This is a genomic window from Streptomyces sp. NPDC103540 (assembly GCF_055584445.1).
Map to the genome: position 1 here is coordinate 50217 of NZ_JBVJMA010000007.1, position 13905 is coordinate 64121.

At 73.4% G+C, this 13905-nt stretch carries 13 protein-coding genes and 1 riboswitch; of the genes, 2 read left to right on the forward strand and 11 right to left on the reverse strand.

Annotated features, from left to right (window positions below):
- Positions 1-75: 75 nt before the first annotated feature.
- Positions 76-1449, reverse strand: a complete 1374-nt coding sequence (locus tag ACZ6ZI_RS18130) for a peptidase C39 family protein (RefSeq protein WP_469521784.1) — start codon at positions 1447-1449, stop codon at positions 76-78.
- A gap of 234 nt (positions 1450-1683) precedes the next feature.
- Between ACZ6ZI_RS18130 and ACZ6ZI_RS18135 the strand changes: the two genes are divergently transcribed.
- Complete coding sequence (locus tag ACZ6ZI_RS18135; RefSeq protein ID WP_469521787.1) at positions 1684-2319, forward strand: uridine kinase family protein; 636 nt, start codon at positions 1684-1686, stop codon at positions 2317-2319.
- Between the two features lie 375 nt (positions 2320-2694).
- Positions 2695-4653 carry an AAA family ATPase gene (locus tag ACZ6ZI_RS18140; RefSeq protein WP_469521790.1) on the forward strand — a complete coding sequence of 653 codons (1959 nt, stop codon included), beginning with the start codon at positions 2695-2697 and terminating at the stop codon, positions 4651-4653.
- 75 nt (positions 4654-4728) lie between these two features.
- Here the strand turns inward: ACZ6ZI_RS18140 and ACZ6ZI_RS18145 are convergent, their stop codons facing one another.
- The 10 genes from ACZ6ZI_RS18145 to ribD form a co-directional block, all read right to left on the reverse strand.
- Complete coding sequence (locus ACZ6ZI_RS18145) at positions 4729-5802, reverse strand: hemolysin family protein (RefSeq protein ID WP_469521792.1); 1074 nt, start codon at positions 5800-5802, stop codon at positions 4729-4731.
- The gene (locus ACZ6ZI_RS18150; RefSeq protein WP_469521795.1) at positions 5799-7298 is read right to left on the reverse strand and encodes a hemolysin family protein; all 1500 of its coding nucleotides are present in this window, start codon (positions 7296-7298) and stop codon (positions 5799-5801) included. The genes ACZ6ZI_RS18145 and ACZ6ZI_RS18150 overlap by 4 nt, the downstream gene beginning before the upstream one ends.
- Positions 7299-7498: 200 nt before the next feature.
- Complete coding sequence (locus ACZ6ZI_RS18155) at positions 7499-7960, reverse strand: PH domain-containing protein (protein ID WP_363056066.1); 462 nt, start codon at positions 7958-7960, stop codon at positions 7499-7501.
- 59 nt (positions 7961-8019) lie between these two features.
- Positions 8020-8868 carry an ATP phosphoribosyltransferase gene (gene hisG, locus ACZ6ZI_RS18160; protein ID WP_363056067.1) on the reverse strand — a complete coding sequence of 283 codons (849 nt, stop codon included), beginning with the start codon at positions 8866-8868 and terminating at the stop codon, positions 8020-8022.
- Positions 8869-8936: 68 nt separating this feature from the next.
- Complete coding sequence (locus ACZ6ZI_RS18165; protein WP_266937995.1) at positions 8937-9218, reverse strand: phosphoribosyl-ATP diphosphatase; 282 nt, start codon at positions 9216-9218, stop codon at positions 8937-8939.
- A gap of 35 nt (positions 9219-9253) precedes the next feature.
- A complete protein-coding gene (ribH, locus tag ACZ6ZI_RS18170) occupies positions 9254-9739 on the reverse strand; it encodes a 6,7-dimethyl-8-ribityllumazine synthase (RefSeq protein WP_215031692.1) in 486 nt (161 codons plus the stop codon).
- 57 nt (positions 9740-9796) lie between these two features.
- Positions 9797-11098 carry a bifunctional 3,4-dihydroxy-2-butanone-4-phosphate synthase/GTP cyclohydrolase II gene (locus ACZ6ZI_RS18175; protein ID WP_363056068.1) on the reverse strand — a complete coding sequence of 434 codons (1302 nt, stop codon included), beginning with the start codon at positions 11096-11098 and terminating at the stop codon, positions 9797-9799.
- On the reverse strand, positions 11095-11748 hold the full coding sequence (locus tag ACZ6ZI_RS18180) for a nicotinamide mononucleotide transporter family protein (protein ID WP_363056069.1): 654 nt from the start codon (positions 11746-11748) through the stop codon (positions 11095-11097). Before ACZ6ZI_RS18180 ends, ACZ6ZI_RS18175 begins: the two co-directional genes overlap by 4 nt.
- On the reverse strand, positions 11745-12368 hold the full coding sequence (locus tag ACZ6ZI_RS18185) for a riboflavin synthase (protein ID WP_363056070.1): 624 nt from the start codon (positions 12366-12368) through the stop codon (positions 11745-11747). The genes ACZ6ZI_RS18180 and ACZ6ZI_RS18185 overlap by 4 nt, the downstream gene beginning before the upstream one ends.
- Positions 12369-13547 carry a bifunctional diaminohydroxyphosphoribosylaminopyrimidine deaminase/5-amino-6-(5-phosphoribosylamino)uracil reductase RibD gene (gene ribD, locus ACZ6ZI_RS18190; RefSeq protein WP_469521801.1) on the reverse strand — a complete coding sequence of 393 codons (1179 nt, stop codon included), beginning with the start codon at positions 13545-13547 and terminating at the stop codon, positions 12369-12371.
- A gap of 154 nt (positions 13548-13701) precedes the next feature.
- Positions 13702-13831, reverse strand: a riboswitch (FMN riboswitch).
- Positions 13832-13905 lie beyond the last annotated feature (74 nt).

A 13905-nucleotide genomic window follows, 5' to 3' on the forward strand; every position in this document is an offset into this window, starting at 1 on the left:
GCGCCCGACCGGACACGGGGGTCGTACGGGGAGCGCCCCGTACGACCCCCGCCGTCCGTCACGGCCCGCAAGGCGTCACAGGACGCCGACCGCCCTCAGGGCGGCCGTCCGGGCCGCGTCCGGGCGGACCGGGACGTAGAGGTAGCAGACGCCGCCGCTGCCCGAGGCGGTCTTCCCGGCGGCGTTCAGGCGCTTGGTGCGCAGCCAGACGTTCTCCCACTGGCGGCGCGGGTAGACACGGCGGACCTTCGTGTTGTCGGCGGAGTTCGGGTCGTTGACGACCACGTCGCCGGCGGCGGTGAAGCCGATGACGGTCATCAGGTGGCCCGCCGTGCCGTAGCCGGCTCCGGGCAACTCCTCCTTCAGGAAGGACTGGGAGGTGATGACGGGGATTCCCGCGCGGACCAGGGTCTCCAGGTCGGCCAGGGAGGTCAGCCGGGTGACGACGCCCGCGAGACCGGGGTAGGTGGCGGCGTAGGCGGCGTTGAAGGGCCAGTTGCCGCAGCCCTTGTAGGCGGCGTCGTAGGTGGAGCGGGCGGCGTGGCAGACCTGCGGGTCGCTGTACCGGCGGTCCACCCAGGCGAGGGCGGCGGGGTCGGGCCGGGCGCCCCAGTACTCGACGACCATCTGCGAGGAGGTGGGGCTGCACCAGGCCTCTCCCCCGTTGTCGTACTGGGGGTAGCGGCCGGCGTGGACCTCCTGCGAGTAGCGCGGGACCTTCAGCTCGTGGGCGCGGCCGGAGGGCGTGGACGCCGTGACGGTGCGCCGGTCGGGGACGTGCGAGGCCATGGCTCCGGCGAGCCACACCGTGGGGCCCGCGGTGGCGCCCGGCCGGCGGTGGAGGGTCAGACGCAGTTGCCAGTCCCGCAGGCGCAGGCCCCCCGCGGCGGCCTGGGCGTCCAGGGAGAGGCTGTCGGTCCAGACGGCGCTGCGGCCGTCGCCCTGACCGTCGACCGAGGTGCGGCGGATGTCGGCGTCGCCGGAGGCCCAGCGGGCCATCACGTACCAGGGGGTGCGGGTGCCGTCGGTGTAGGTGCCGCGCAGCTCGACCTGGATCCAGGTGCCGGTGGGGGTGCGGGCGTTCCAGGAGGCGATGATCTCCGTGGCCGGGACGGTCGAGCGGTGCACCGGGGAGGTCCAGGCGGCGTACTCCCAGGTGGCGGAGCGGCCGGTGTGGGGGTCGGCGTAGACCGTGCGTCCCGCGGGAGTCGCGATCTCCAGTCCGGGACGGCCGCCTCCGATGGCGGTGGTGCCCCGGTGGGTGCCGGCCGTCCAGTGGTCGTACGCGTACCAGAACCGGTTGTCGACGGTGGGCGCGCCGGCTTCGGGCGCGGGCGCCGGGACGCGGCCGGGGGCGGCGGAGGCCCGGCCGCCGATGGGTACGGCGGAGGCCCCGGCGACCGCGAGGGCGATGGCCAGGAGGGCGCGGCGGGGTGTGGATGCGGTCATCGGCGTGGCCCCCAGGGGTCGGTTCGGTCGTGCGGGGTGGAGCGGTGGAGCGGGGTGGAGCGGTGGAGCGGGGTGGAGCGGTCGCGCGGCTTCCTTCCGGTTCGTGCCGTTCGCACCGTTCATGCGGTTCGTGCGGTGGAGCGGTTCGCCCACCTTTCCAGTTCCCCGCCCCGGGACGGCAAAGCGGAGGGGTCGTGTCGGGGGCTACCGCACGGGCGGACGTACGCTGACCGGGTGGAGCACCCTCGGTCACTTCAGTCCCTCGCGCGCGAGCTCGCCGCGCTGCCCCCCTCGCTCGGTCCCGTCCGGTTGATCGGGATCGACGGGCACGCCGGGTCGGGGAAGAGCACCTTCGCGGACCGGCTCGCCGGGGCGCTCGGCGGGGCTCCGGTGCTGCACCTGGACGACGTGGCCACTCACGAGGAGTTGTTCGGGTGGTGGGGGCGGCTGCGCGAGCAGGTGGTGGCGCCGCTGGCCGCCGGGCGGAGCGCGCGCTGGGCCCCGTACGACTGGGTGGAGCGCCGGTTCGGCCCGGAGCGGGTCCTGGAGCCCGCGCCCGTGCTGCTCGTCGAGGGGGTCGGCGCCGGGCGGCGGGAGCTGCGGCCGTACCTGGCGCGGCTGCTGTGGATGGAGACGGCCCGTACGACGTCCTGGGGGCGCGGGCGAAACCGGGACGGTCGCGAACTCTCCGACTTCTGGGACGGATGGGAGCGCGCGGAGCTCGCGCACTTCGCGGACGACCCTTCACGCCCCTTCGCGGACGCCTTGGTACACCAGAGCGGTACGGGATACGAGTGGACTTCCGGGGCCGCTGCGACCCCGGAAACCCGCCCTTCCGTCACCGAGGGTGACGGGTTGCCCCAGGCCTGAGCCGGGCGGTCCGGGCGGGCGCCGCCGCCCGCGCGGAGGCGCTTGACCGCGCCCCGGGAACCGCCGTACGTTCTGAACGCGGGGCCCGTACGGGCCACCGCGGACGCGAAGCCCCCGATTGTTCCCCCGTGATCGGGGGCTTCGTTCTGCCCTCACGCCCCGCGCGGCGGGCCCGGAACGGGTCGCGCCGACCCCCGCCCCTCACCCTGCGTTACGCTGCGCGGCGGGGCCCGCGCCCGAACCGCGTCCGTCGCACCCTGGGTAAGGTGCGTCCCCGCAGGTACGATGCAGCCCTGATTTCATCAGCGGTCGGGACAACTCACGTGCGCCGCGCGGAGGTTGCCGCGCACCTCGGGCAGGCTTGTGGGGGATGTGATGGACTTCGGCATGCCGGGCAGCGCCCACGCCCCGGCCGAACTCGCCTGGCTGCGCGGGGTCGACGCCTGCACGATGGGCGCCTACCCGCAGGCGGAGGAGGAGTTCCGCGCGGCCGTCAGGCTGGATCCGGCCATGGCCGACGCCTGGCTGGGCCTGCACGCGCTGCGCGTGGACACCACCAACGCGTTATTGCGCATGTACGCCCACCGGGACCGCTTCGGGGAGCAACGCGCCCGCCACCGGCGGACCCTGAACTCCTGGTACTGGCTGGGTTGGTGGGTGCAGCCGGTGCTGGAGAGCCGGCGCGACCTGCTGCTGGCCCACGCCTCGCACTGGCTCGACGGGCGGCACGTCCCCGAACTGGACCAGGCGCTCGCCGCGCTGCCGCCCGTGGACGCCGATCCGCAGGTCCGCTTCCTGCACGCCTGCCGGGCCTACCTGGTCAAGGACTGGGAACAGCTCGTACGCCACACCGAACCCCTCGTCGACGATCCCGTGCTCGGCATCGAGGCCGGGCTCTTCGGCGGGATGGCGCGGGTGCGCCTGGAGATGTTCGGGCAGGCGGAGCCGATGCTGTCGGCGGCGCTGATGCGCTGTCGCAGCGAGCAGCCCCAGCGCAAGGAGCTGCGGTACTGGCTGGCCCGGGCGCGCGAGGGCACCGGGCGCAGCGCCGCCGCGCTGCCGCTGTACCGGGCGGTGCACCGGGTGGACCCGGCGTTCATGGACACGGCGGCCCGGCTCACGGCCATCGAGGACAGCGACGACGGCGACGGGATGGCGGACCTGGCCGGTCACGCCGGACACGGCGGGCACCTCGTCGAGGGCTTCGCCGGGCACGGCCTGTCCCCGGTGGGCGGGGACTTCACCGCGGTGGCCGCCCTGGACGGCGGCGGGCCGATCCCGGACCTGGCGCCGGACGCGCAGGCGGAGGCCGATCCCCCGACCCCCGGCGAGCCGCCGGACCCCCGCTTCGGGCCGCCGACGGGCACGGGCCGGCCGGCGGGCGTACGGCACAAGGTGGCCGTGCCCCCGCAGGGCGCCCCGACCGGGCTGCCCCCCGGGCCCTCCGATCCGCTGGCGCTGGCCGAGGCACTGGCGGAGCTGGAGCGGATGGTGGGGCTGGAGCCGGTGAAGCGGCAGGTGAAGGCCCTCTCCGCGCAGCTGCACATGGCCCGGCTCCGCGCGGCGCAGGGGCTCCCGGTGCAGCCGCCGAAGCGGCACTTCGTCTTCTCGGGGCCCTCGGGCACCGGGAAGACCACGGTGGCGCGGATCCTGGGGCGGGTGTTCTACGCGTTGGGGCTGCTGGGCGGGGACCATCTGGTGGAGGCGCAACGGGCCGACCTGGTGGGCGAGTTCCTCGGGCAGACCGCGGTGAAGGCGAACGAGCTGATCGACTCCGCGATCGGCGGGGTGCTGTTCGTGGACGAGGCGTACAGCCTGTCCAACTCCGGCTACAGCAAGGGCGACGCGTACGGCGACGAGGCTCTCCAGGTGCTGCTCAAGCGCGCCGAGGACAACCGGGACCACCTGGTGGTGATCCTGGCGGGGTACCCGGCGGGCATGGACCGGCTGCTGGCGACCAATCCGGGGCTGTCCTCCCGATTCACGACGCGGGTGGACTTCCCGAGCTACCGGCCGGCGGAACTGACCGCGATCGGCGAGGTACTGGCCGACACGAACGGCGACCACTGGGACGAGGAGGCCCTCGAGGAGCTGCGCAGCATCAGCGGACACGTCGTCGAGCAGGGCTGGATCGACGAGCTGGGCAACGGCCGCTTCCTGCGGACCCTGTACGAGAAGAGCTGCGCCTACCGGGACCTGCGGCTGTCCGGCTTCGCCGGCGAGCCCTCCCGGGAGGACCTGGCGACGCTGCGGCTGGCCGACCTGATGCAGGCGTACGGAGAGGTGCTGTCCGGGCGGGGCCCGCAGGAACGCCAGGAGCCGCCGCTCCTGTGAGCGGGGGCGGCGGCTCCGTCGTCGGTCCGACCCGGTTCCACCGGCCGCGGCGGCAAGCCGCCGGCGGCGCGGGGGTCAGCGCGTGAGGACCTCCTCGGGGCTCCTCACGGGCCGTCTGGCCGGTACCCGGTGGGCGGGGTCGCGGACCTCGCCGACCAGCATCTCCAGGACGTCCTCCAGGGCGACCAGCCCCAGCACCCGCCCGGCCGGGTCGGCGACCTGGGCCAGGTGGGTGGCGTCGCGCCGCATGACGCTCAGCGCGTCGTCCAGCGGGAGCGTGGAGCACAGGGTGGTCATGCGGCGCCAGACCCGCTGCGGGACGGCCCGTTCGCGGTCGTCCAGGTCGAGGACGTCCTTGACGTGGAGGTAGCCCATGAAGGCGCCTCCGTCGGAGCGGACGGGGAAGCGCGAGTAGCCGGTGCGCACCGTCAGCTGCTCGATCTGGCGGGGGGTGACGGCGGGGCCGACGGTGACCAGTCGCCCCGGGGACAGCAGGACGTCGGTGACGGGGCGGCTGCCCAGTTCGAGGGCGTCCTCCAGGCGTTCCTGCTCCACCGGTTCGAGGAGTCCGGCCTGCCGGGAGTCCTCGACGAGCCGGCCGAGCTGGGCGCTGGTGTAGACGGCCTCGACCTCGTCCTTGGGCTCCACCTTGAACAGGCGCAGCACCAGGGCGGCGCAGGCGCCGAGCGCGGTCGTCACCGGCCCGCACACGCGGGCGAAGGCGACCAGTCCGGGGCTGAACCACAGGGCGGTCCGCTCGGGAGCGGCCATGGCGAGGTTCTTCGGGACCATCTCGCCGATGACCAGGTGCAGGAAGATCACCGCGGCGAGCGCGAGCGCGTAGCCGAGGGGGTGGATCAGGCCCTGCGGGACGTGGACGGCGTGGAAGACGGGCTCCAACAGCCGGGCCACGGTGGGCTCGGCGACCGCGCCCAGGGTGAGCGAGCAGACGGTGATGCCGAACTGGGCGGCGGCCATCATGCGGGGCAGGTTCTCCAGGCCGTACAGCACCTGGCGGGCCCGCTTGGACTCGGCGGCCAGCGGCTCGATCTGGCTGCGGCGTACGGAGACGAGGGCGAACTCGGCGCCGACGAAGAATCCGTTGGCCAGGACCAGGAGCAGGGCGAAGAGCAGTTGGAGGGCGTTCATCGGCCGGCGCCTTCCAGTTGGGCCGCGGCCGTCCGGTCCGTGGCCGCCGCCCGGTCCCTCGGGGCGCTCGGGTCGGCCTGCCGGCCGGGTCCGGTCGGTACGGGGAGGCCGGCGTCGACGCGGACGCCGGCGCGCGCGGCCCCGGCCGTCGCGGTCCCGGTCGCGGGGGTCCCCGCGGCGGGTACGGTCGTCAGCCGGACGAGCCGGACGCGTTCGGCGCGGTTGCGGCCGACGCGGCGGACGGAGACCCTCCAGCCGGGCAGTTCGGCCCGGTCGCCGGGGGCCGGGATGCGGCCCAGCAGGTCGGCGACGAGGCCCGCGACGGTCTCGTAGGGGCCCTCGGGCACCTCCAGGCCTATGCGCCGCAGGGTGTGCACGCGGCAGCTGCCGTCGGCCTCCCAGGAGGGGCGGCCGTCCTCGGCGGGCACGGCGGTCAGTTCGGGGCTGTCGTCCTCGGCGAGGTCGTGCTCGTCGCGGACCTCGCCAACGAGTTCCTCCACGATGTCCTCCAGGGTGACCACGCCGGCGGTGCCGCCGTACTCGTCGACCACCACCGCCATGGGCTGCTCGCTGCGCAACCGTTCCAGCAGCGGCTGCACCGGCAGGGAGCCGGGCACCAGCAGGGGGGCGACGCAGATCCGGCCGACGGTGGTGCGGGAGCGCTCGGGCTCGGGCACGGCGAGGGCGTCCTTGAGGTGGACGACGCCGGTGACCTCGTCGATGCGCTCGCGGTAGACCGGGAAGCGGGACAGGCCCGTGGCGCGGGTCAGGTTCAGCACGTCGGCCGCGGTGGCGGTGTGCTGGAGGGCGCTGACCTTCACCCGGGGGGTCATCACGTGCTGGGCGGTGAGTTCGCCGAGCGACAGGGTCCGTACGAAGAGGTCGGCGGTGTCCTGTTCGAGGGCTCCGGCCTGGGCCGAATGGCGGACCAGGGAGACCAGTTCGCCGGGGGTGCGGGCGGAGGCCATCTCCTCGGTGGGCTCGACGCCGAGCGCCCGTACGAGCCGGTTCGCGACGGAGTTGAGGCCGGCGATCACGGGCCGCAGGGCCCGCGAGAAGAGGGTCTGCGGGCCGGCGACGAAGCGGGCCACCTGGAGCGGCCGGGAGATCGCCCAGTTCTTCGGGACGAGCTCGCCGACGACCATCTGGACGGCGGAGGCGAGCAGCATGCCGATGACGACGGCCACGCCGGGGACGGCGCCCCGGGGCAGGCCGGTCGCGGTGAGCGGCCCGGACAGCAGGGCGGCGAGGGCCGGTTCGGCCAGCATGCCGACGACGAGTGAGGTGATGGTGATGCCGAGCTGGGTTCCGGACAGCTGGAACGACAGCTCGCGCAGGGCCTTGACGACCGTACGGGCGCGGCGGTCGCCTTCGGCGGCCGCGCGTTCGGCCTCGGGTCTCTCCACCGTGACGAGGCCGAACTCGGCCGCCACGAAGAAACCGTTGGCGAGGATCAGGGCGAAGGCCGCCAGGAGCAGGAGTAGCGGGATGGTCATGCCGCCGCCTCCGCGGGGAGGGCGGCGCGGGTACTACCGGACGATCCGTCCATTGCTGGAGGGAGTCACTCCTCTGGTCGCAGGTGCCCACGGGCCACGGGAACCCGGGGCGGGTGGGAGGGCGCGCTGTTGCGCCCCGCCACCAGGGTAGTCATTGAGGTCGCGGCCGCAATGGGACGCAGCCACGAGGTCGACGGCGCTCAGTCGTCGGCGCCGGTCCCCCGGGTCTCGGCCAGGGCGCGCAGGGCGCGGGCGTCGCCGATGGCCTGGGCCCGGGCCACGCCCGGCTGGATGCCGAGGACGGGCAGGCTGGTGCCGTCGCTGAGGTCGAGGAAGACCCAGGGGTCGCCGGGGCGGAGGTTGACGCGCAGGATCTGAGCCCACGCCAGACGACGGGTGGTGGTGAGGTTGACCACGGTGACCCCGGCCTCGTCCGCGACCACCTTGGGGCGGCTGAGCAGGACGAGGACGGAGCTCATCAGGGCGGCGGTGAAGACGAAGCTGATCCGCTCGCCGGTGCTGAGCCGCTCCAGCATCAGGGCGACGGCCGTGATGGTGGCGAACATGGCGAACCCGACGCTCAGCAGCACCGCCCGCGTGCGGGTCGGCCGGAAGGTGACCGGCAGGGCGGGGGGCGCGGGCTGTGCGACGGGCTGGCTCATGGTGCTGGTGATGCCTTCTGCGGGTGGGCTGGGCGTACGGGGCGGGGGCCGCGTACCGGTCAGAGGCGGCAGGCGTGGATCGAGGTGGTGAGGATCGCGCGCGCGCCGAGCTCGTACAGGTCGTCCATGATCCGCTGGGCGTCCTTGGCGGGGACCATGGCACGGACGGCGACCCAACCCTCGTTGTGGAGCGGGGAGACCGTCGGCGACTCCAGGCCCGGGGTGAGGGCGACCGCGCGCTCCAGGTGCTCGGCGCGGCAGTCGTAGTCCATCATCACGTAGCTCCGGGCGACCAGGACGCCCTGGAGGCGGCGCAGGAACTGCCCGACCTTGGGGTCGTCGGTGTCGGCGCCGACGCGGCGGATGACGGTGGCCTCGGACTTGAGGATGGGCTCGCCGATGACCTCCAGGCCGGCGTTGCGCAGGCTGGTGCCGGTCTCGACGACGTCGGCGATGATCTGCGCGACGCCGAGTTCGATGGCGGTCTCGACGGCGCCGTCCAGGTGGACGACGGAGGCGTCGACGCCGAGGTCGGCGAGGTGCTTGGCGACGATTCCCTCGTACGAGGTCGCGATCGTCATCCCGCCGAAGTCCTCGGGGCCCTTCGCGGTGCCGGGCTTGGTGGCGTAGCGGAAGGTGGACCGGCCGAAGTTCAGCGGCAGGATCTCCTCGGCGTTGGCCCCGGAGTCCAGCAGCAGGTCGCGGCCGGTGATGCCGATGTCGAGCTTGCCCGAGGCGACGTAGATCGCGATGTCCTTCGGGCGGAGGTAGAAGAACTCGACCTCGTTGTCCGGGTCGACGGTGACGAGTTCCTTGGATTCCTTGCGCTGGCGGTACCCGGCCTCATGGAGCATCGCCGACGCCGGTCCGGAGAGTGAACCCTTGTTGGGGACGGCGATGCGCAGCATGGATCTTCCTCGGGTGCGTAGGGAAAAGACGGGTGGACGGGCGGGGGGCCCGCGGTGGGTGCTCCGGCCTAGAGGTGCGCGTAGACGTCGTCGAGGGAGATCCCGCGCGCCACCATCATCACCTGGACGTGGTAGAGCAGCTGGGAGATCTCCTCGGCGGCGGCTTCCTTGCCCTCGTACTCGGCGGCCATCCAGACCTCGGCGGCCTCCTCGACGACCTTCTTGCCGATGGCATGGACGCCCTTGGAGACGAGCTCGGCGGTGCGGGACGTGCTGGGGTCGCCGTTGGCGGCCTTGAGCTGGAGCTCGGTGAAGAGTTCTTCGAAGCTCTTGGAGGGTTTGTTCGCCATGATGGTCCTCAGAATAAGGGGTCCCCCGTCGCCACTCAGCGCCAGGGTTCGCTGACGGTACGCAGGGTCATGGCGGTGGAGACGGCGGCGGTGACCGCTTCGTGCCCCTTGTCCTCGTTCGACCCCTCGAGGCCGGCGCGGTCCAGCGCCTGCTCGTCGTTGTCGCAGGTCAGTACTCCGAAGCCGACGGGGACTCCGGTGTCGATCGACACCTGTACCAGGCCCTGGGTGACGCCCTGGCAGACGTAGTCGAAGTGCGGGGTGCCGCCGCGGATGACCACTCCGAGGGCGACGATGGCATCGTAACCGCGACCGGCGAGTACCTTCGCCACCACCGGCAGCTCGAAGCTGCCCGGGACGCGCAGGACGGTGGGTTCGTCGATGCCCAGTTCGTGCAGGGCCCGCAGGGCGCCGTCGACCAGACCGTCCATGACCTTCTCGTGCCACTGGGCCGCGATGACGGCGACCCGGAGGTCGCCACAGTTCTTCACGCTCAGTTCGGGTGCGCCCTTGCCGCTCACAGCTCTGCTCCTCGGTGCGTTGCGTACTTCTCGTGGTTCGTTCGGGTGGTGCGGGTGTTACTGGTTGCCGCAGGCGGACGTGGGCACGGCCGCGTCCAGCCAGGGCAGCTCGTGGCCCATGCGGTCGCGCTTGGTGCGCAGGTACCGCAGGTTGTGCTCGCCGGCCTCGACGGGCATGGCCTCGCGTCCGGTGACGGCGATGCCGTGGCGGACGAGGGCCGCGGTCTTGTCGGGGTTGTTGGTCAGCAGGCGGACGCTGTGGACCCCGAGGTCGGTGAGGATCCGCGCGCCGGCGCCGTAGTCGCGGGCGTCGGCGGGCAGGCCCAGCTCCAGGTTGGCGTCGAGGGTGTCGCGACCGCGCTCCTGGAGTTCGTAGGCGCGCAGCTTGGACAGCAGGCCGATGCCGCGGCCCTCGTGGCCGCGCAGGTAGACGACCACGCCGCGGCCCTCGTCCTGGATGCGGGCCATGGAGGCCTGGAGCTGGGGGCCGCAGTCGCAGCGCTGGGACTGGAAGATGTCCCCGGTCAGGCACTCGGAGTGCATCCGGACCAGGACGTCCTCCCCGTCGCCGATCTCGCCGTGGACGAGGGCGACGTGTTCGACGCCGTCGACGGTGGAGCGGAAGCCGTACGCCGTGAACTCGCCGGCGGCGGTGGGCAGGGTGACCTCGGCCTCGCGGCGCACGGTCGGCTCGGCGGAGCGGCGGTAGGCGATCAGGTCCTCGATGGAGATGATCGTCAGGCCGTGCTTGCGGGCGAAGGGGATCAGCTCGGGCAGGCGCAGCATGACGCCGTCCTCGCCCGCGATCTCCACGATGGCGCCGGCGGGGCGCAGGCCCGCGAGGCGGGCGAGGTCGACGGCGGCCTCGGTGTGACCGTTGCGGACCAGGACGCCGCCGGGCTTGGCGCGCAGCGGGAAGACGTGGCCGGGGCGCACGAAGTCGGAGGGCTCGCTGGCGGCCTGGGCCAGCAGGCGCAGGGTGGTGGCCCGGTCGGCGGCGGAGATGCCGGTGGTGACGCCGTGGGCGGCGCTCGCGTCCACGGAGACGGTGAAGGCGGTCTGCATCGACTCGGTGTTGTCGCCGACCATCTGGGGCAGTTCGAGCCGGTCCAGCTCGGGGCCCTCCATGGGGGCGCAGATCAGGCCGCGGCACTCGCTCATCATGAACGCGATGATCTCGGGCGTGGCCTTCTCGGCGGCGATCACGAGGTCTCCCTCGTTCTCGCGGTCCTCGTCGTCGACGACGACCACGGGGCGGCCGGCGGCGATGTCGCGGATGGCCTGCTCGACCGGGTCGAGGAGGAAGGCCTCGTGGAAATCGGTGTCGAGGACGTCGGGCACGGGCTTGAGGGTGGTCATGCCGTTGCTCCTTCGAGGGCCGGGGCGGGGGTGGTGCGCGAGCGCTGGTACCAGTCGTAGGCGCCCCACAGGACGAGGGCGAAGTAGACGACGTAGACGAGGCCGGAGAAGGCCAGGCCGCTCTGGAAGGCGAGGGGGACGCCGACGAGGTCGACGAGGAGCCAGGCGAACCAGAACTCGACGAGGCCGCGGGCCTGGGCCACCATCGCGACGATCGTGCCGACGAAGATGTAGGCGTCGGCCCAGGGGCTCCAGGAGAGCTGCGGGAAGAGGGTGAACAGCCCGCCGACGGCGAGGGTGCCGACCGCCGCTCCGGCGAGGAGCAGGCCGCGCTCCTTGTTGCTCGCGGTGCGGACGGCGATCGTGCCGTCCTGCGCCTTCTGCCGGCCGAGCTGCCAGGAGCGCCAGCCCCAGACGGCGACGGAGATGACGAGGAGCTGCTTGCCGACGCCGCCCGCGAGGTGGGCGGAGGCGTAGGCGGCGACGAGGATCACCCCGGACAGGAGCTGGGCGGGCCAGGTCCAGATGGAGCGGCGCCAGCCGAGGGCGAGGGCGGCGAGGCCCATCAGGTTCCCGATCATGTCGGACCAGATGACCTTCTGGCCGAGGACCGTGAAGGCCTCGGTGTTCAGCCAGGTCAGGGCGCTCACTGCGCTGCTCCTTCGGCGTGCGGCGGGGTGACGCCGGCGGCCAGGAGGCGTTCGACGTACTTGGCGAGGACGTCCACCTCCAGGTTGACCGGGTCACCGCTCGTCTTGAGGCCGAGGGTGGTCAGCGCCAGGGTGGTGGGGATCAGGCTCACGGAGAACCAGTCGGCGGCGGCCTCGACCACGGTGAGGCTGACGCCGTCCACAGTGATAGAGCCCTTCTCTACGACGTACCTTGCGAGGTTCTCCGGGAGGGCGATCCGGACGATCTCCCAGTGCTCGGAGGGGGTCCGGGAGAGGATCTCGCCGGTGCCGTCCACGTGTCCCTGGACGAGGTGGCCGCCGAGGCGCCCGCCGAGGGCCATGGGGCGTTCGAGGTTGACGCGGGAGCCCTGGACGAGGGCGCCGAGGCTGGAGCGGTTGAGGGTCTCCTGCATGACGTCGGCGGTGAACTCGCCGTCCGCGGTCTCCACCACGGTCAGGCAGACGCCGTTGACGGCGATCGAGTCGCCGTGCTTGGCGCCCTCGGTGACGACGGGGCCGCGCAGGCGGAAGCGGGAGGCTTCGGCGAGCTGCTCGACGGCGGTGACCTCGCCCAGCTCTTCGACGATTCCGGTGAACACTCAGTGCTCCTTGAGGACGGTGGGGCGGGCGGGGTCCGCGGCCGCGGTGGGCTCGGCGGGTGCTGCGGCTGCTTCGGGTACTGCGGTGATGCGGATGTCGGTGCCGACGGGCGCGCTGTCGGTGATCGTCAGGCGCAGCGCGTCGGTGATCGTGGTGATCCCGGCGTCGGCGAGGGCGGTGGGGCCCGCGCCGAGGAGGACGGGGGCGAGGTAGCCGACGACGCGGTCGACGGCGCCCGCGGCGACGAAGGCCCCGGCGAGGGTGGGGCCGCCTTCGAGGAGGACGGAGCGGATCCCGCGCCGGTGCAGTGCGGCCAGGAGGGCCTCGACGCTCAGCCCGCGGCCGGCGCGGGGCAGGCGCAGGAGGTCGACCCCGGGCAGGTGTCGGGTGTCGGCGTCCTCGGCGACGGCGATCAGGGTGGGCGCGGCGTCGTCGAGGACGCGGGCGCCCGGCTCGATCGTGGCGTGGGTGTCGAGGACCACGCGCAGCGGCTGGTCGACGCCGTCGACGCCGCGTACGGCGAGGTGCGGGTCGTCGGCGCGCAGGGTGCCGGAGCCGACGACGACGGCGTCGGCCTCGGCGCGCAGCCGGTGGACGTCGGCGCGGGAGGCGGCGGAGCTGATCCACCGGCTGGTGCCGTCGGCCGCGGCGATGCGGCCGTCGAGGGTCGCGGCGTACTTCCACAGGACGTACGGGCGGCCCTCGCGCACGGAGGTCAGCCAGGCGACGTTGCCCTCTTCGGCCTCCTCGCGCAGGAGGCCGGCCACGGCCTCGACCCCGGCGGCGCGCAGGGTGGCGCCACCCCCACTGGCCTGCGGGTTCGGGTCGGGGACGGCGTAGACGACCCGGCTGACGCCCGCCTCGATGAGAGCCTGGGCGCAGGGGCCGGTGCGGCCGGTGTGGTTGCAGGGTTCGAGGGTGACCCAGGCGGTGGCGCCGCGGGCGGCCCCGCCCGCCTCGCGCAGGGCGTGGACCTCGGCGTGGGGCCCGCCGGCCCGGTGGTGCCAGCCCTCGCCGACGACGTTGCCCGCGGGGTCGGTGATGACGCAGCCGACGACGGGGTTGGGGCTGGTGGATCCGAGGCCGCGTGCGGCGAGCTCGACGGCGCGGCGCATGGGGGCGCTCGGGTCGTGTGCTGTCTGCGCGGCGTGTGTCGCCACCGGGTCCTCCTGCCTCATCGGGCACGGACTCCGGGGCCTGTCGGGATACGACAGATGAAGCGGGTGAGCACACGCGGGGACGCCGAGGCCGGCGATACGGCCCGTTCGAGACGTCTCCCCGGGAGGAAAACGCCGACGGACCGCCGACGGCGGCGTACCGGTGACTTGCCCGCCGCGCACTGCCTCCCATCCGGACTTTAACCGTCGGTCCAGGAATTTCACCTGGTCAACCGGCCGCTGGCTGCGGACGGGTCGCGGACTATACCGCCGGTTCGGAATTACACCGACCCCGGAGTGCGCTGCTACTGGTACTAGAGCCAGTGTGCCACGGGCGATCGTCGGCCATGCGAGTGAATCGCTGTGGCCTGGGTCACAA

Coding starts and splice junctions, on each gene's coding strand:
- ACZ6ZI_RS18150 (WP_469521795.1), bottom strand. CDS start 7,298: ATGACCATCCCGCTACTCCTGCTCCTGGCGGCCTTCGCCCTGATCCTC.
- ribD (WP_469521801.1), bottom strand. CDS start 13,547: ATGAGGCAGGAGGACCCGGTGGCGACACACGCCGCGCAGACAGCACAC.
- ACZ6ZI_RS18145 (WP_469521792.1), bottom strand. CDS start 5,802: ATGAACGCCCTCCAACTGCTCTTCGCCCTGCTCCTGGTCCTGGCCAAC.
- ACZ6ZI_RS18155 (WP_363056066.1), bottom strand. CDS start 7,960: ATGAGCCAGCCCGTCGCACAGCCCGCGCCCCCCGCCCTGCCGGTCACC.
- ACZ6ZI_RS18165 (WP_266937995.1), bottom strand. CDS start 9,218: ATGGCGAACAAACCCTCCAAGAGCTTCGAAGAACTCTTCACCGAGCTC.
- ACZ6ZI_RS18130 (WP_469521784.1), bottom strand. CDS start 1,449: ATGACCGCATCCACACCCCGCCGCGCCCTCCTGGCCATCGCCCTCGCG.
- hisG (WP_363056067.1), bottom strand. CDS start 8,868: ATGCTGCGCATCGCCGTCCCCAACAAGGGTTCACTCTCCGGACCGGCG.
- ACZ6ZI_RS18140 (WP_469521790.1), top strand. CDS start 2,695: ATGGACTTCGGCATGCCGGGCAGCGCCCACGCCCCGGCCGAACTCGCC.
- ACZ6ZI_RS18175 (WP_363056068.1), bottom strand. CDS start 11,098: ATGACCACCCTCAAGCCCGTGCCCGACGTCCTCGACACCGATTTCCAC.